General features: G+C 55.8%; 12 protein-coding genes. 8 read left to right on the top strand and 4 right to left on the bottom strand.

The window, feature by feature from the left end; all coding sequences use genetic code 11:
- Positions 1–139 precede the first annotated feature (139 nt).
- The gene (gene ileS / locus IT084_RS09345; RefSeq protein ID WP_195712598.1) at positions 140–2,920 is read left to right on the top strand and encodes an isoleucine--tRNA ligase; all 2,781 of its coding nucleotides are present in this window, start codon (positions 140–142) and stop codon (positions 2,918–2,920) included.
- Positions 2,921–3,024: 104 nt separating this feature from the next.
- Here ileS and IT084_RS09340 read toward each other — a convergent pair whose 3' ends face one another.
- A complete protein-coding gene (locus tag IT084_RS09340) occupies positions 3,025–3,543 on the bottom strand; it encodes a DUF3231 family protein (protein ID WP_195712597.1) in 519 nt (172 codons plus the stop codon).
- A gap of 457 nt (positions 3,544–4,000) precedes the next feature.
- On the opposite strand from IT084_RS09340, the gene pstB reads away from it, so the two are divergent.
- The 5 genes from pstB to pstA all read left to right on the top strand — a co-directional run bounded on the left by pstB (position 4,001) and on the right by pstA (position 8,397).
- Positions 4,001–4,765, top strand: a complete 765-nt coding sequence (gene pstB, locus IT084_RS09335) for a phosphate ABC transporter ATP-binding protein PstB (RefSeq protein ID WP_243276890.1) — start codon at positions 4,001–4,003, stop codon at positions 4,763–4,765.
- Positions 4,766–4,779: 14 nt separating this feature from the next.
- Positions 4,780–5,439, top strand: a complete 660-nt coding sequence (gene phoU / locus IT084_RS09330) for a phosphate signaling complex protein PhoU (RefSeq protein WP_195712596.1) — start codon at positions 4,780–4,782, stop codon at positions 5,437–5,439.
- A 174-nt stretch (positions 5,440–5,613) separates the two neighbouring features.
- On the top strand, positions 5,614–6,525 hold the full coding sequence (locus tag IT084_RS09325; RefSeq protein ID WP_195712595.1) for a phosphate ABC transporter substrate-binding protein PstS family protein: 912 nt from the start codon (positions 5,614–5,616) through the stop codon (positions 6,523–6,525).
- A gap of 100 nt (positions 6,526–6,625) precedes the next feature.
- Positions 6,626–7,516, top strand: a complete 891-nt coding sequence (gene pstC / locus IT084_RS09320) for a phosphate ABC transporter permease subunit PstC (protein WP_195712594.1) — start codon at positions 6,626–6,628, stop codon at positions 7,514–7,516.
- Positions 7,513–8,397 (top strand): phosphate ABC transporter permease PstA, encoded by an 885-nt coding sequence (gene pstA / locus IT084_RS09315; RefSeq protein ID WP_195712593.1) that lies wholly within the window; start codon positions 7,513–7,515, stop codon positions 8,395–8,397. Before pstC ends, pstA begins: the two co-directional genes overlap by 4 nt.
- A gap of 24 nt (positions 8,398–8,421) precedes the next feature.
- Here pstA and pnpS read toward each other — a convergent pair whose 3' ends face one another.
- The 3 genes from pnpS to hcp all read right to left on the bottom strand — a co-directional run bounded on the left by pnpS (position 8,422) and on the right by hcp (position 13,084).
- A complete protein-coding gene (gene pnpS, locus IT084_RS09310; RefSeq protein ID WP_195712592.1) occupies positions 8,422–10,197 on the bottom strand; it encodes a two-component system histidine kinase PnpS in 1,776 nt (591 codons plus the stop codon).
- 299 nt (positions 10,198–10,496) lie between these two features.
- Positions 10,497–11,189, bottom strand: a complete 693-nt coding sequence (locus IT084_RS09305) for a response regulator transcription factor (RefSeq protein WP_195712591.1) — start codon at positions 11,187–11,189, stop codon at positions 10,497–10,499.
- Between the two features lie 257 nt (positions 11,190–11,446).
- On the bottom strand, positions 11,447–13,084 hold the full coding sequence (gene hcp / locus IT084_RS09300) for a hydroxylamine reductase (protein ID WP_195712689.1): 1,638 nt from the start codon (positions 13,082–13,084) through the stop codon (positions 11,447–11,449).
- Positions 13,085–13,573: 489 nt separating this feature from the next.
- On the opposite strand from hcp, the gene IT084_RS09295 reads away from it, so the two are divergent.
- Together IT084_RS09295 and IT084_RS09290 are read left to right on the top strand one after the other, a co-directional pair.
- The gene (locus IT084_RS09295) at positions 13,574–16,159 is read left to right on the top strand and encodes a DUF4350 domain-containing protein (RefSeq protein WP_195712590.1); all 2,586 of its coding nucleotides are present in this window, start codon (positions 13,574–13,576) and stop codon (positions 16,157–16,159) included.
- Positions 16,156–17,085, top strand: a complete 930-nt coding sequence (locus IT084_RS09290; protein WP_195712589.1) for an ABC transporter ATP-binding protein — start codon at positions 16,156–16,158, stop codon at positions 17,083–17,085. Before IT084_RS09295 ends, IT084_RS09290 begins: the two co-directional genes overlap by 4 nt.
- The last annotated feature ends 105 nt before the right edge of the window (positions 17,086–17,190 follow it).

The raw sequence follows: 17,190 nt of genomic DNA, 5'->3' as shown, positions 1-17,190 counted from the left end.
GCCACAAGGGTAGAATTGTGGAACGAATGGAAGAAACCGCCGGAGCGCCCGGATAACCAAAACGAGCAGCAAGGGGCGATCCGGCGGATTTCTGGAATGAGTGGAGCGACGAGATTTAATAGAATGAGGTGTCGGAAAAGTGGACTACGGAAAAACGCTCAATCTACCTAAAACCGGCTTTCCCATGCGGGGCAACCTGCCCCAGAGGGAACCGGAAATCCTGAAATACTGGGATGATATCGATATCTACCGCAAGGTGCAACAAAAAAACAGCGGCAAACCGAAATTCATCCTGCACGACGGCCCGCCCTACGCCAACGGTCACATCCACCTGGGCCACACCCTGAACAAGGTGCTCAAGGATATCGTGGTCAAGTTTCATTCCATGGCGGGTTACGACGCCCCGTACGTGCCCGGCTGGGACACCCACGGCCTGCCCATCGAGCAGCAGGCGATCAAAAACCTGGGCCTCAACCGTCACGCCGTGGACACTGTTGAATTCAGGCGGAAGTGCAAGGAGTACGCCCTGAAATTCGCCGAAATTCAAAAAGAGGAGTTCAAGCGCCTGGGCGTGCGCGGCGACTGGGAACACCCTTACTTCACCCTGATGCCCCACTTTGAAGCCAGGCAGATCGGCGTTTTCGGCGAGATGGCCAAGCGGGGCTACATCTACAAGGGATTGAAGCCGGTTTACTGGTGCGCCACCTGCGAGACCGCCTTGGCCGAGGCCGAGGTGGAGTATGCCGAAAAAAAATCGCCCTCCATTTACGTCAAGTTTCCCGTGCGGGACGGCAAGGGCGTTTTGCCGGAGGAAAACACTTACGTGGTGATCTGGACCACCACGCCGTGGACCCTGATCGCCAACCTGGCCATCACCCTGCACCCGGATTTTGATTACATTCTCATGGAAACCGGCGGCGAAAAATTGCTCGTTGCCCGGGAGCTAAAGGAACAATTCCTGCGGGAAACCGGCCTGCCGGAAGGCGAGATTATTGGGCAGTACAAGGGCAATGAACTGGAAAAAATTGTTTGCGGCCATCCCTTCATCGACCGGGATTCGCTGTTGATTTTGGGCGATCACGTCACCCTGGATGCGGGCACGGGCTGCGTGCACACCGCGCCGGGGCACGGCCACGAGGACTACCTGGTGGGGTTGAAGTACGACCTGCCCATCCTTTCGCCGGTGGACGGCCGGGGCCGCTTCACCGGAGAGGCCGGCAAGTTCGCGGGTCAAGTGTACCACGAGGCCAACAGCGGTATCATCGATACGCTGCGGGAAACCGGTGCTTTAATTAAGGTTGACAAGATCAGCCACCAGTACCCGCACTGCTGGCGCTGCAAGAACCCGGTGTTTTTCCGGGCTACCGAGCAGTGGTTCGCCTCCATTGAAGGGTTCCGCCAGGCGGCGCTGGAGGCCATCGACAACGTGCGCTGGATCCCCGCCTGGGGCAGGGACAGGATCCATAACATGGTGGCCAACCGGGGCGACTGGTGCATATCGCGCCAGCGGACCTGGGGCGTGCCCATTCCCATTTTCTATTGCAACTCCTGCAACAAGGAAATCATCAATGACGAAACTATCAGTTACCTGCAGAAACTGTTCCGGGAGCACGGCTCCGACGTGTGGTTCGCCCGGGAGGCCAAGGACCTGGTGCCACCCGGCCTGACCTGCCCGGAATGCGGGGCCGGGGAGTTCACCAAGGAAACCGACATCATGGACGTGTGGTTCGACAGCGGTTCCAGCCACCTGGCCGTGCTGGACGAACCGGAAATCTGGCCCGACCTCTCCTGGCCCGCCGACCTGTACCTGGAAGGGAGCGACCAGCACCGCGGCTGGTTCAACTCGTCGCTCAGCACGTCGGTGGCGGTTGCGGGCCGGGCTCCTTACCGGGCGGTGCTTACCCACGGTTTCGTGGTGGATGAAAACGGCCGCAAGATGAGTAAATCCTTGGGCAACGTGGTGGACCCGCTGAAAGTGATCCAGCAAATGGGCGCCGACATTTTGCGCCTGTGGGTGTCCTCGGCGGACTACCGGGGCGACCTGGCGGTTTCCCAGTCCATTCTCAAGCAGTTGACCGAGTCGTACCGTAAAATCAGAAACACCAGCCGGTTCATGCTGGGCAATCTTTACGACTTCGCGCCAGAGCGGGACGCCGTGCCGTACGAGCAAATGCCGGAACTGGACCGCTGGGCGCTGCTCAAGCTGCACCGGTTGATCGAGAGGGCGCTGCAGGCATACCGTGATTACGAGTTCCACACGGTGTACCACGCTATCCATCACTTTTGCACCGTGGACATGAGCGCCCAGTACCTGGACATCATCAAGGACCGGCTGTACTGTGAAAAGGCGGACTCCACCGCCCGGCGGTCGGCCCAGACGGTGATGTACCAGTCGCTGCACGCGCTGGTGCGCCTGCTGGCGCCCATTCTGGCCTTCACCACCGAAGAAATCTGGCGCTACCTGCCGAAAGCGCAGGGCGAACCCGAGAGCGTGCAGCTCACCGATATGCCCGAGCCCGGCGAGAAATACCTTGATGCGGCTCTGGAAGAAAAGTGGAGCCGCCTGATGAAAATACGCGGCGTGGTCACCAGGGCACTGGAGAGGGCGCGGCAGGAAAAGGTGATCGGCAATTCCCTGGAGGCCAGGGTGCACCTGTACGCCGGCGAGGAGCTGGCAGGTTTTATCAAACCGCTGTACGATGACCTGGCGACGCTGTTCATCGTCTCCGGGGTTACCCTGCACCCGCTGGCGGAAAAAACCGCCGACACGCTATCGGTGGAAGAGGTGCCCGGCCTGGCGGTGGGTGTGTCCCGCGCGCTGGGCGGCAAGTGCGCTCGCTGCTGGATGTACCACGAAGAGGTGGGCCGCGACCAGCGGCACCCCGAGGTATGCCCCCGCTGCGCCGCCGTGCTGGCTTAGCCGGCCGGTGAACTTCACAAGAAAACCCTTCCCGAACAACGGGAGGGGTTTTTTGTGTTCGCCCGGCATGTCTGCCGGGCATTTAAACTTAAGTCTTTCCGCCGTTAAACTCTAAAAGAAGGCGGTTCAGAAATCCAATTTTTAAGCTTACCATACTCAAAAACTTTATCATAAATATTAATTTCTTCCAACAAAAACTCTCTAAATAATTCTCTTAATTTTGGTGAGGGAGTTTGTATAAAAGCATTTAAATGGATACTTAAAAAAGCCTGTATACCAGAAAAGATTCTTATAAAGATATATTTGTCTGAAATAACTTCCGGCTTGATAACAGTATTAACAACAGCACGATGCCTATCTGGAGCAGATATAGCGTAATCTTTTATCCATTTCTCAAGTATATCTATTTGTTTATTAAGTCGTTTCATTCCTAGTTCCATAACGACTTTTAAATCACCATCTTCTACAAAGTTTAATAAAATTTGTGTTTCTTCCGCCACATCGTATCTATAAGTTAGCTGAATCCACAGGTTGCTTACTTCAAGTACATTTATTTCTTTTTGTAAACGCTGTGGTGTTTTACCAATGTCAATGACTTTTTCAAGAATTTGCAATATCTCCATAATAGTTGTCACCTCATAATTATTTTGCCTAAAAAGGAGAAAAATATTCTTCATACTTATTACAAGATACAGTGACACAACTGGTTATATAGCCTCCGACCAGGAATAGAAAAAAATTCCTATATATTTCTCAGCACGCCAAGTCCATAGCGGAGCTACTTGTTGTCAACGCTTTACAAACAGCCAATTCGTTTCTCTACGCCCTAAGGGGTCATGGCTCTCTCGGGCTATGACGGGCTGTGCAAAGCAGCTGGAGCACCCTGCCGCCGGCATTTTTTCTACTTTATGAAAAAACGGGGAGGTTTTTTGCCGGCATAATCTTTTAACATAAATTAAATGCTCAATTTACAATCCTTACAATCAGTTCAATTACACTTAAAAGTTATTTGCTAAATTAAATAATGATTTAATACGATTACAGGCATGGGGCAGGCGTATAACTGTTTTGCAAAGGATGATGAATAGCGTGGGCAATAAGATGGAAACAAAAGGTCTTAACCTGTACTATAAGAACTTTCAGGCTTTGTTTAACGTCAGCCTGCCGGTCAGAGAGCACAGGGTAACCGCTTTGATTGGACCCTCCGGCTGTGGGAAATCAACATTTTTACGGACTTTAAACAGGATGAATGACGTAATTGAGGGGACGCGCATTGAAGGCGAAGTGCTGTTGGATGGAAACAATATCTATGCCCCGGGGGTGGACCCGGTGGCGCTGCGCAAAAAAGTGGGAATGGTATTTCAAAGACCAAACCCGTTCCCCATGTCCATTTTTGACAACATCGCCTATGGCCCGCGCATTCACGGCATCAAAAACAAGGAGACGCTGGCGGAAATCGTGGAGAAAAGCTTGCAGGCCGCGGCCCTCTGGGACGAAGTCAAGGACAGGTTGCACAAATCCGCCCTGGGCTTGTCGGGCGGGCAGCAGCAAAGGCTGGTGCTGGCGCGGGTGCTGGCGGTGGAGCCGGAAGTGATCTTGATGGACGAACCGGCCAGCGCTCTGGATCCCATTTCCACCGCCAAACTGGAGGACCTGATTCACCAGTTGAAAAACAATTACACCATTGTCATAGTAACCCATAACATGCAGCAGGCGGCCCGGATATCAGATTACACGGGTTTCTTTCTCAACGGTGAAATGATTGAATATGATTATACGAACAATATCTTCACCGCCCCCAGGGATAAGCGTACCGAAGACTATATTACCGGCAGGTTCGGTTAAAGGGAGTTTGGGAAATGGTAAGAGAGTCTTTTCAAGAACAATTAAATAATCTGCGCAATGACATTCTTTTGATGGGTAAACTGGTGGAAACCGCCATTGAAACGGCCGTGACCGCGTTGAAACGGCAGGACCTTGACCTGGCGGAAAAAGTGGTGATGGATGATGAAAAAATCGACAGGCTGGAACTGGATATCGAACGGAGATGCCTGTCCCTGCTGGCGCTGCAACAGCCCATGGCGAGGGACCTCAGGTTCATCGGCACCGCCCTTAAAATAAACACGGACCTGGAAAGAATGGGCGATTATGCCAGCAATATTGCAAAAGTGGTGCTTTCTTTGGGCGAAGAACCTTTGATCAAACCGCTGGTCGACCTGCCGCGCATGGCCGAGCTGGCGCAGAAAATGGTGCGGGAAAACCTGGCCGCTTACGTCAACCAGGATCGCGACATGGCCTTGAAAGCCGCCATGCACGATCACGACATCAATATCCTATACCACCAGGTGTTCAATGAATTGTTGGCCTTTATGACCCGGGACGCCGCAAACATCAAGCAGGCTACCTATCTTTTATTTATTGCCAGGTATCTCGAGCGCATAGGGGACCACGCTACCAATTTGAGCGAGTGGATCGTCTACATGATCACCGGAGAAAGGCTTGAATTGAACGAATCATAACCGCCTTGTTACGGGCGGTTTTCGCATTGATTTAATTTCACGGGGTTCACTGCAAAACTTTAATCTTATCTTTACGTAATTTACATTAGATTTAATCCTGCTTAAAATCCCTTTGCTATATTTTGAATCAGATAGATTAACCAAATTATTAAAAAGGAGGAAGGGAGTTAAAAAATGCGGTCTAAAATTTTTCTTGCCCTGTTTCTGATTGGTGCCTTAATGATGGCAGTTTCAGGTTGTGGCGGTAAAACGGAGAAGCAGGGTGAACAGCCCCGGGCCCGGGAGCAACAGAGCGGCGGCGCCAATGGTTCCATTACCGCGGTGGGTTCATCTGCTTTGCAGCCCCTGGTGGAAGAGGCGGCGTCTCAGTTTATGGCTAAAAATCCCGGGGCCCAGATTGTTGTGCAGGGCGGCGGCAGCGGTACGGGTCTCAGCCAGGTGTCACAGGGCGCAGCCGATATAGGCAACTCGGATGTGTTTGCGGAAGAAAAACTCGGCGCGGAAGAAGTTGCTCAACTGGTTGACCATAAAGTATGCGTGGTCGGCATGGCCGCCGTGGTAAACCCTGACATAACGGTGGACAATGTAACCCAGCAACAATTGATTGATATCTTTACCGGCAAAATCACCAACTGGAAAGACCTGGGCGGTCCCGATGTTAAAATTCAACTGGTCAACCGCCCCAAAAGTTCCGGCACCAGGGCCACCTTTAAGACATATGCTCTGAAGGGCGCTGAAGAGGCCCGGGGTATCGAACAGGATTCATCAGGTACAGTGCGTAAAATCATTAACGAAACCCCCGGCGCCATTGGTTACCTGGCCCTTTCCTACCTGGACGGCAGCGTAAAGCCGCTCAAACTTGACGGCGTCGAGCCCACCAAAGAGAATATCATAGAAGGCAAATATCCCGTTTGGGCTTATGAACACATGTATACCAAGGGGGAACCCGCGGGGTTGGCCAAGGATTTCCTCGATTATATGCTGTCGGATGAGGTACAGAAAACGCTGGTTCCCGAACTGGGCTACATTCCGGTCACAGAAATGAAAGTGGAACGAGACGTCCGGGGGAACGTTACCAAAAAGTAAATTGAGTATATCTTAAGATAGATGGCGAGGTGCTGTTGGGGTTATACCCCAAATCTCCTCGCCTGTTTCCATGTTTATATCATTGAAGGGGTATGGATTTATGAATTGGAAATTTTTTTGCGACAGGGCGGGCCGTGGTCTTACTTTGTTCTGCGCGGCCCTTGTGATTGTACTTACCGTTTCCATTATCTATTTCATCAGCTCGAAAGGGCTGGCCACCTTTTTTACCAATGGAATCAGCTTGCGTGAATTTTTATTAAGCGACCAGTGGGCGCCGGACCGCGCCGCGGTTGATGGAGGTCCGCTGGTTGGCGCCAAGGCTTTTATTGCCGGCTCTGTGCTGGTATCCCTGCTGGCGGTGGGGGTAAGCGCTCCACTGGGGATTATCGTGGCAGTTTTTATCGTGGAAATCGCCCCGGGCTGGGGGCAGCGGGTGCTGCAGCCCGCGGTTGAACTCCTGGCCGGTATACCCTCGGTAGTGTACGGTTATATCGGCCTGAGCCTGCTGGTGCCCTTGATCAGGACTTATTTAGGCGGCGGGGGTTTTAGTTTGCTGGCGGGGTTCCTGGTCCTGTCGGTAATGATCTTACCCACCATTATCAGCGTTTCCACGGACAGTATCCGTGCTTTGCCGGTGGAATGGAAACATGCCTCCTATGCCCTGGGGTCAACTCGCTGGCAAACCATTCGGATGGTGCTGGTTCCGGCTGCCCGGTCCGGTTTGATTACCGCCGTGGTGCTGGGGATGGCCCGGGCCTTTGGTGAAGCACTGGCGGTGCAAATGGTTATAGGCAATACGCGGGAAATTCCCACTTCCATCTTGAGTCCCATGATGACCCTGACCAGTGCCATTACCATGGACATGGGGGCTACCGTGATGGGCACCACCTGGAACAACGCCCTCTGGTCCATGGGGCTGCTGCTGTTACTGATGTCACTGTGCTTTATTTTAATTATCAGGGTCGTGGTGAGAAGGGGGGCCGTCCAGTGAATGCACGGGCCAGGGACCGCGCGGCCACCATCATGTTTTGGGTGGGGGCCGGGCTGGTGTTGCTTATATTGGGAACGCTGATCGGTTACATTTTTTACCACGGTTTGAAGTCCATAGACTGGCGGTTTATCACTTCGCCACCGCAGTCCATCAGGGCGGGGGGCGGCATTGGTCCCCAGATTTTCAACTCCTTTTACATTTTAATTCTAACCATGGCCATTTCCATTCCCATTGGCCTGCTGGCCGGGATCTACCTCGCCGAATACGCCGGGCGCAGCCGCCTGGCCGAGGCCGTGCGCGTCGCCATTGAAACGTTGACCTCTTTGCCTTCCATTGTGGTGGGTTTGTTTGGTTTGCTGGTTTTCGTCAACGCCACCGGCTGGGGGTATTCCCTGATGTCCGGGGCGCTGGCATTAACAGTGTTTAACTTGCCTTTCCTGGTGCGGGTTTCCGAGGAATCCATCCGCGGCGTTACCCGGGAACTGGCCGAGGGCAGCCTGGCCCTGGGGGCAACCCACTGGCAGACCATCTGGAGGATTATTATACCCGGCGCTTTTCCCAGCTTGATTACCGGAATTATTATTACCTCCGGGCGTGTTTTCGGTGAGGCGGCGGCGCTGCTTTACACCGCCGGCATGAGCAGTCCCGCGCTTGATTTTTCCAACTGGAACATTTTCAGCCCGGATTCTCCCTTGAATCCTTTCCGCCCCGCGGAAACCCTGGCGGTGCATATCTGGAAAGTTAATTCGGAGGGCATCATACCCGACGTGCGGCGGGTGGCCGACGGCTCGGCGGCGATGCTGGTCATGGTGGTGCTGGCCTTTAATTTCGGCGCCCGCTGGCTGGGCAGGTATATTCACCGGCGGCTGACGGCGGCTTGATTAATGAAAAAGGCGGGGGGTGTTTTACCCCGCCGCCTTTTTCGGAAGCGTGAAGAAAAATTCCGAGCCTTTGCCGGGCGTGCTGTTGACTCCAACGGTTCCACCGTGGATATCCACGATGTGTTTGACGATGCTGAGACCCAATCCCGTACCGCCCCGTGCCCTGCTCCTGGCCTTGTCCACCCGGTAAAACCGTTCAAAAACCCTGTCCAAATCTTCCGGTGGTATCCCGATACCGGTGTCGCGCACCCGCACCACGATATCCTGTTCCCGGCCGGCAATTTCCATTTCCACCAGCCCCCCCGGGGGGGTGTACTTGATGGCGTTGTCCACCAGGTTGATCAAAACCTGTTCCATCATGTCGCTGTCAACTTCAACGAAAATAGGGCTGGCGGGCAGATGCAAATTTATTTTGAGACCCGCGCTTTCCAGTTGCCCCTGAAACTTGACGGCGGTGGCGCGGATAAGCGCAACCATGTCCACCGGTTTTCGCTTCAAGGTAACGTGCTTGGACTCGATCCTGGAAAGGTCCAGGAGATCTTGAACCAGCCTGCTCAAGCGGCCCGCCTCGCGGTCGATGATTTCCACGAACTCCCGGCAGGTTTCCCGGTCGTCCAGCGCGCCGTCCAGTAATGTTTCGGTAAAACCTTTCACCGCCGTCACCGGCGTTCTCAATTCATGGGAAACGTTATCCACGAATTCCCTGCGCATTCTTTCCAACTTGCGTATTTGCGTGATATCATGCAGCACGGCCACAACCCCGTTTAATTTTCCATCCTGATCGCGGAAAGGTGAAATGGTGGCTTCCAGGATCGTCTCCTCCGGGACGGAGATTTTAATCTCCTGTTTCACCACTTTTTCGTTTTGCAGCGCCTCGTTAATTGCCTCGGACAGCTCCGGGTACCTGATCAGTGCATTATGGGGTATATCCGCCGCTCCCCCGGCCATAAAAGCGAGAAACTTTTCCGCCGCCGGGTTGACCAGGTCAATCCGGCCCTTTTTATTTACAAAGATAACCCCGCTGGTCATGCCGGCCAAAACTGCTTCCAGCTTGTTTTTCCCTTCGGTGATCAAGTTGACCTTTTCCTTGATGGTTTGCGCCATTTCGTCCAGTGTCCGGGTAAGTTCCCCGATTTCATCATTGCTGGTCACCCTGGCCCGGAGGTGATAATTCCCCCGGGAAATTTGCCGGGCAAAGTCAATTAATCTTTCCACCGGTTCGGTTACCTTCTTGCCCAGGCCCAGGCTGACCGGAGCCGTGACAAGCACAACCAGTAAAATGGCGATGAGCACCGCCGACCACAGCTTGAAAAAGGCATGTTTGATTTCCGTCAGGGGCAGCGCCAGCCGCATAAACCCCGTTGTGCGGCCGTTTTCCGTAATGGGCACGGCAACGTACATCATATCCGCATCCAGCGTGCTGCTGTGGCGGATTACCATTCCGGACCCCCGGCTCCGGGCCTGCAGCACTTCCGGCCGGTTCAGGTGGTTTTCCATTTGCGCGGCATTTTCTTCGGAATCACCCATAACTACGCCTTTAGCATCGATAATGGTGACGCGCGCTCCCACATCACTACTGATTTGTTCGGCCAGGGTTTCCATAAATGCGGTGTTCCAGCCGTCCGGTTGTTCCTGAACCAGGCGGCAGGCCAATAAAGCCTGGGTTTGCAGCCTGGCTTCCAGGTTGTTGTAGAAATAGTCTTCCAAAGAGTGTAATAGGAAGGCCCCCAGCATCAACATGGACAGGATCACAAGGCCGATATAGGTTGCCGTCATTCTCCAACGCAGCCGCCTGAACATTTCCGCTCTCCTGGTTTATTTACTATTCTAATCCTGAAAAATATTACACGGTACTTGTATCTGGCGCTCCGGCGGCATCAATCGCTCACTTCGCAATTTCCCTCGTAGTAGTTAAGTTGCTTTTTGTCAACGCTTTCAACACCCTGCCAAAGCAATACTCTACGCCCTTTCAGGGTCAAGCTCTTGGGGTATGACGGGCTTCACCGCACCCAGTGCTCCGTTCGCTCCAGAAATCCACCGGATTGCCTGCTGCTATGGTGTTTTATTTTTCTGATGAGATAGCGTTAGCGATTAGTCTTCTAACCTTGAAATTTGTAGCCGACCCCTCGGATTGTTTTGATAAAAACGGGATTTTTGGGGTTGGTTTCAATTTTTTCCCGCAGGTGGCTCACATGCACGTCCACGATCCTGGTGTCCCCGTCGTAAGTGTAACCCCAGATATGGTTGAGCAATATGTCCCTGGTCATTACTTTGCCCGCGTTGCGCGCCAGGAAATCCAATAGTTCGAATTCCTTGGGCGTCAGTTCAACCGGCCGCCCGTTCAGCTTTACCTCGTACCTTTCCGGGTCAATGAGCAGCCCGCCGGTTTTTATTGCTTCGCCGGAACGGGGGGATTCCCCCTGTTTAGCCGTGCGCCTGAGGACCGCCTTGACCCGGGCGACAAGCTCGCGGGGGCTGAACGGTTTGGTGATATAATCGTCGGCCCCCAGTTCCAGGCCCAGGACCCGGTCTATTTCGTGGTCCTTGGCGGTGAGCATGATCACTGCCGGCTGCATCCCTTCCCGCCGGATGCGGCGGCACACCTCCAGCCCGTCCAACCCGGGCAGCATGATATCCAGGATTATCAAGTCGGGATTGGCTTCCCGCGTTTTTTGCAGCGCTTCTTCGCCATCATAGGCTTCCAGCGTGGTAAACCCCTCTTTTTCCAGGTTAAATGTCACCAGCCTGACGATGGATTTTTCGTCGTCAACAACCAGCACCTTGTTGGCCATATTAGTCTGCCCTCCGTTACTCACACTTGCGGAAAAACAAATTTACTTCATTAACTGTAAAGCACGTGATTGCCGCAAGTCAAGTGAAAAGTGATTATCCTTGAATATGACGGGCTAAACACCGCTTCCAGTGTTCCACTCATTCCAGAAAGCCGCCGGATCGCCCTGCCGCTGGCGCTTTATCTACTTTATGAAAGAAGAAAACCCTTCCGAGTAACAGGAAGGGTTTTCGGTCGGTTTTGATTGATGAAACTTATTTACGCTGGTTTGTTTAAAATGGCGGCCAGGTCTTCGTCCGGGGTGCTGATGGGCTTGATGTTGAAGTTCCGCACCAGAACATCCAGCACATTGGGCGAAATAAATGCCGGCAGGCTGGGCCCCAGGCGAATATCCTTGATGCCCAGGTACAAAAGCGTCAGCAGGATGGCCACCGCCTTTTGCTCGTACCAGGAAAGCACAATGTGCAAGGGCAGGTCGTTGACTTCGCAGTTAAAGGCTTTCGCCAGGGCCAGGGCGATCTGGATGGCGGAGTAAGCGTCGTTGCACTGGCCGATGTCGATAAGCCGCGGGATGCCCTCGATATCGCCCAGCTTTAAATCAAAGAAGCGGAACTTGCCGCAGGCCAGGGTCAACACCACGGAATCCCGGGGCACTTTTTGCACGAACTCGGTGAAATAATTGCGCCCGGGCTTGGCGCCGTCGCAGCCCGCCACCAGGAAAAAGTGCTTGATGGCGCCGCGCTTGACCAGGTCGATAATTTTCTCGGACACGCCAAACAGGGCGTTGCGGCCAAAGCCCACCATCACGGTGCCCTTGTCCTCGTCCGAGGGGAAGCCCGGCATTTCCAGGGCCTTTTCAATCACCGGGCCGAACTGGTCGTTTTCCACGTGCCTGACCCCGGGCCAGCCCACCAGGCCGGTGCTGAAAATGTTGTTCAGGTAGGATTCCTGGGGCTCCTGAAGGCAGTTGGTGGTCATCAGGATGGCGCCGGGGAAACTGGGAAACTCTTTTTTCTGGTTCTGCCAGGCTGTACCGAAGTGGCCGTATAAATGCTTGTGCTTTTTCAAGCCCGGGTAGCCATGGGCGGGCAGCATTTCACCGTGGGTATAGACGTAAATTCCCTTACCCCCGGTTTGTTCCAAAAGGTCGGAGAGGTCCTTCAGGTCGTGGCCCGATACCAGGATGCACTTGCCCTTTTTGTGCCCCAGTGGCACTTCTGTGGGCACGGGGTGCCCGAAGGCGTCCGTGTTGGCCTTGTCCAGCAGTTCAAGGGTACGCAGGTTGATCTCGCCGCACTTGAGCACCAGTTTTAACCAGTCGTCCTTGGTAAGTTCCTTGTTGGTCAGGGCCGCCAGACCCTCGTGAATGAAGGCGAAAACCTTGTCATCTTCCTGGCCCAGGATGCGGGCGTGATCGGCATAGGCCGACACGCCTTTGATGCCGTACACCAGGATAGTTTGGAGGGACTGGATGTCCTCGTTCGCCTGGCGGTCGATGACCAGGCCCATGCTCTCGCCCTGTTTAATCAAGCCTTTCAGGTCGGGGGCGGGTTGAAAAGTCGCCGCAGGATCGGCGAAATCCACCTTGCCGCCCGCTTGCGCCACTTTTTCCCGCATGCGCTCCCTGAGTTCGACGCCGCGCCTGATCAGCGCGTCAAAGCGCTCCGGGTCGAAGTCCACATTGGTGAGGGTGGAAAAAATGGCTTTGACGGTGAAACCGTTGACCTCCGGGTCAACAATTCCCAGCCGTCGTCCCTCCACGGCGAACAGGGACAGACCCTTTACGGCATGCAGCAACAGATCCTGCAGGGCCGACACTTCGGGGGTTTTTCCGCATACGCCCGCAACGGTGCAGGCGAACCCCCGGGCGGTTTGCTCACATTGATTACAAAACATGCTCATCCGGCAAAAACTCCTTTTTTCATTTTTTATAAATTGAAATAGGATTTAACTGCAAAAACACCACAGCGGCAGGCGATCCGGCGGATTTCTGGAGTGAGTGGAACACTGGATGCGGTTCCTAGCCCGTCATATCCCAAGAGTCATGACCCCTTAGGGCGTGAAGAAGTAGTTAGGCAGTGAGTTGCAAGCGTTAACTACAAGCTTCACCGTCCTTAAGAGTAAAATTGTGAAACGAACGATTGATGCCGCCGGATCGCCAGATACAAGTAACGGTTTTTGCAGCGAAATCAAATAGTTATAAATAAATTTCCCTGATTTGCCGATTGTTATGTTCAGCTGTTATCATTGCGCCGTGTTGGGCCAAAAGGTGTTGGCGGGCGTGGTGGAACGGACTGGGGTTATTTTTTTAATATTTCGGAACTAAACTTAATGGGCTTTCGTCAGTATTATATAAAGGAAATAAAGTGCGGAGGTGTCGGTGGCTTGAACGGGCAGGGGAACCGGTATTCAGTGGTTAAAGCGATCAAGGGCGGCTGGCCGGCGGTCACGCTGGCCATCCTTTTGTTATGTTTTTTCCTGGCGCCGCCGGGCGAGGTTGCGGCCGCGCCGGACAAGCCGGTGCAAATCAAGGCGGAACTGGGCTGGCAGGGAAAGGTGGTGCCGGGCAGGTACGCGCCGGCCGTGGTGCATTTGAAAAACACGGGCGGGAGTGATCTATCCGGGGTGATTGAGGCGATCAACTACCAGAATTTCACCCCGCCGCCCCCACCGGGTGCGCCCAGAACCAGGCAGCCTACCAGGTACTTTCCTTTCGCCGCCTTCGGCGAGCGGGTTTCGCTGCCGGCCGGGGGTGAAAAGAAAATTATCCTGTGGTTTCCCGTGAACGGGCCCGGCGAGCGGGTTGATTTTGTTTTTCGCAGCGGCGACAGGGAACTGGCCAGGACCACCCAAAAGGTGCCCGGAGCGGCCCTGAACGGGCCCGTGCCCGGGGCCGCGGGCGTGCTGGGCGAGGTTCCACCGGCACTGGAAAGGGTGCGGGTCACCATGCCCGACGGGGTGCCCCGGGCGCCGGCGGTGTTGCGGCTCACCGGTGAACTGTTTCCCCGCCGGGGCGAAGAATTAAACGCGTTCCGGACCATTCTGGTAACCGGCCCGGGCGCCTCCGCCTTAACCGGCGAGCAGCGCCGGGCGCTGGTGGATTGGGTGAAGTCAGGCGGCCGGCTGGTGGTGGGCGGGGGCCTGGAGATCAACGAGGCCCTGGCCGTACTACCTGGAGATACTATTTCGGTGACCGTGGGGGAAATGGCGGAGCGGTCCGACTGGCAACCCGCCGCCCGGTGGCTGGGAACAAGCGTCCCAGGGCCGGCTTCCGCGCCGGTGGCCCGCCTGTCCGGGGCGGGGGACCCCTGGGGGCCGCAGGGCAGCCCTCTGGGTATGCAGTTTAACCTGGGGGAAGGCAGCGTTACGGTGCTGGGGTTTAACCCCAACCAGGCTCCCTGGCGGGCCGGGGCACCGGGGGAAAGTTTGTGGCAGAAGTTTCTGGCTCCCTCCGACCATGAAAAATGGGGCTATGACCCTTATTACAACGATTACATGCATGGCAGCCTGGTGCACTTGACCAACAACCTGCCGGCGGAGGCCTTTCCGGGCTGGCGCCCGGTGGGGCTGTTCCTGCTGGCTTTTCTGGTGCTGGCCGCCCCGGGCGTCTACTTGCTGCTGCGCCGGGTCCGGCACCCCGAATACACCTGGGTGGCGGTGCCGCTGCTGGCGGTGCTGTTTGCCGGGTCGGTTTACCTGTACATGGTATGGACCGGGGGCAGCGTGCTGGCCAACGTGGTGCAGGTGGTGGACAACCGGGATACCGCGCAACCCGCCGGTTATACCGCAGTGGGCTATTTTGCGCCCACCAGGCCAAATTTTGAAGCCGTGCTGGAAGACCCGGACAGGCCGGTGCAGGTGCAGGCCCTGGGCGGCCGCCCGCCGGAGTTGATGAATGAGGATGACGAACCGCCGTTTACCGTGATCAGGGGTTCCGACCTGACCGTGCGTTTCAGCGACGCTTCCCAGTGGAACATGCGCGGAATCTCCTTTCGGAACGACAACGTGGCCGAAACCGCCCGGGGTTTGACCGCGTCCGTTGAAGTTGAGGGAAACAAGATCAAGGGCAGGGTGCAAAACAAAACCGGGCTCAATCTGGATCACGTAACATTTTTCTTTGGCTCCGACTACAAGGTGGCGGGGGATCTGAAGCCGGGTGAAAGCGCCGGGGTGGAAATGAAAGTCGCCACTCCGCAATACAATCCCCAGGGGCAGTACCAGCCTCCGTACCCGTCTTCCTGGCAGGTGTTCATGTACCCGCAGGGTCCGCCGTCCCCGCCCAAGCCGGGGATGCCGCCGGAGCCGCTCCCTCCGGGCCGCCGCCTCAATGTCGAGGAACAGCGCAAGGTTTATTTAATGGATAACTGGATGGGCAATATCACGCGCCGGGGCCCGGTGGAAACCGGCTGGCCGCTGACCGTGCTGGCCTGGAGCGACAATCCCGCCGGTGAACCGGGGATCAAGAATCTGAGCCGCCGGCCCTATTACCTGACTATGTTTGTGCTCAGGCCGGAGATCAAACTGCTGCCCGGGCCGTTCACCATCCCGGCCGGTCTGGTGATCCCGGAAGTAGTTGACCAGCAGGTCAGGGGCTTTTTCGGGCACAACAACCTGTTGGGCCTGGAGGGCGGCTCGCTGGAATTTATGTTTAAACCCCACCTGGAGCCGGGAGCAAAAATCAATAAAATTACACTGCACCTGGATTATTTCCCGGTGAAGAGCAACATCAGGAACGGCATGGGCCCGCCGGCGCCGTCACCTGCCGCGGTTCCCGAAGGGGTGCTGCAGGTTTACCACCCGGGGCGGGGCGACTGGCAAACCCTTGCCGGCTCAAGCACCTTTGACCTGCCCGGAGACTACGCCACGGCCGGCGGGGAGGTCAGGGTGCGGGTGCTGGGCGGCGAGCCCGCCAAGGGCACCGGGTTTTATTTCCTGCCGCCGGCGGTGGCCTACGGGGGTGAAAAGGCATGATCACAACCAGGGAATTGGTTAAAAAATACGGCCGGGTAGCGGCTTTGCAGGGGCTGGACCTGGATGTCCCGGAGGGGTCGGTGTACGGTTTTATCGGCCAGAACGGGGCGGGCAAAACCACCACCCTGCGCATCCTGGCCGGGCTGCTGGTGCCCGACGGGGGTTGGGCCGAGGTGGCCGGCCGGGACGTGGTGCGCGACCCCCGGGGCATCCGGGAAGTGGTGGGCTACATGCCCGACTTCTTCGGCGTCTACGACGACCTCAGGGTGGGAGAATACCTGCTGTTTTACGCCGCCGCTTACGGCATCAGGGGAGAGCCCGCCCGCAAACTGCGGGACGACCTGCTGGAACTGGTGGAACTGGGCCACAAGCGCGAGGCCTTTGTGGATACGTTGTCCCGGGGCATGCAGCAGCGCCTTTGCCTGGCCCGGGCGCTGATTCACGACCCCGCGGTGCTGCTGTTGGATGAGCCGGCCAGCGGGCTCGACCCGCTGGCCCGGGTGGAAATGCGGGAGATCCTGCGGGAACTGTGCCGCATGGGTAAGACGATTATCATCAGCAGCCACATCCTTTCCGAGCTGGCCGACCTGTGCACCCACGTGGGCATGATCAGGGAGGGCCGGCTGTTGCGGCAGGGCCCGCTTGGCGAAATGCTGGCGGGGGACCGGGTGAGAAAATTTATTTTGCGCTGCAACGGCCCGGCCGAAGCCGCCCTGGAAGTGATCGGGGGCTGGGCCGGAACGGAGATTCTAAACGTATCCGCCGGCCAGGTGGAGTTCAGCCTGTCCGGCGGTTCTGCCGACGTGGCGGCGCTGCTGAAAGCGGTGGTCGGGACGGAAGCCCAGGTGGTGCATTTCGCCCAGACCGAACAAAGCCTGGAAGATACATTTATTCAACTGGCCCGGGAGGTATGTAGCAGCTGCTAACAAGCCAACAAATATTGACAAAACATAACAAAATAACTACCATAAATTCATGGAACTTTTAACCATCAGTAAAGCGGCAAAAAAGTTGGGCGTCCACCCCAATAG

The sequence above is a fragment of the Desulfallas sp. Bu1-1 genome (genome assembly GCF_015594625.1).
GTDB lineage: Bacteria > Bacillota > Desulfotomaculia > Desulfotomaculales > Desulfallaceae > JADNRQ01.
This window is presented reverse-complemented; position numbering and strand designations above follow the sequence as displayed.

Bases quoted from the DNA above. Each gene is read 5' to 3' on its own strand.
- IT084_RS09325 (WP_195712595.1), top strand. From the start codon at position 5,614: ATGCGGTCTAAAATTTTTCTTGCCCTGTTTCTGATTGGTGCCTTAATG.
- pstC (WP_195712594.1), top strand. From the start codon at position 6,626: ATGAATTGGAAATTTTTTTGCGACAGGGCGGGCCGTGGTCTTACTTTG.
- pnpS (WP_195712592.1), bottom strand. From the start codon at position 10,197: ATGTTCAGGCGGCTGCGTTGGAGAATGACGGCAACCTATATCGGCCTT.
- hcp (WP_195712689.1), bottom strand. From the start codon at position 13,084: ATGTTTTGTAATCAATGTGAGCAAACCGCCCGGGGGTTCGCCTGCACC.
- phoU (WP_195712596.1), top strand. From the start codon at position 4,780: ATGGTAAGAGAGTCTTTTCAAGAACAATTAAATAATCTGCGCAATGAC.
- IT084_RS09340 (WP_195712597.1), bottom strand. From the start codon at position 3,543: ATGGAGATATTGCAAATTCTTGAAAAAGTCATTGACATTGGTAAAACA.
- pstB (WP_243276890.1), top strand. From the start codon at position 4,001: ATGAATAGCGTGGGCAATAAGATGGAAACAAAAGGTCTTAACCTGTAC.
- IT084_RS09290 (WP_195712589.1), top strand. From the start codon at position 16,156: ATGATCACAACCAGGGAATTGGTTAAAAAATACGGCCGGGTAGCGGCT.
- IT084_RS09305 (WP_195712591.1), bottom strand. From the start codon at position 11,189: ATGGCCAACAAGGTGCTGGTTGTTGACGACGAAAAATCCATCGTCAGG.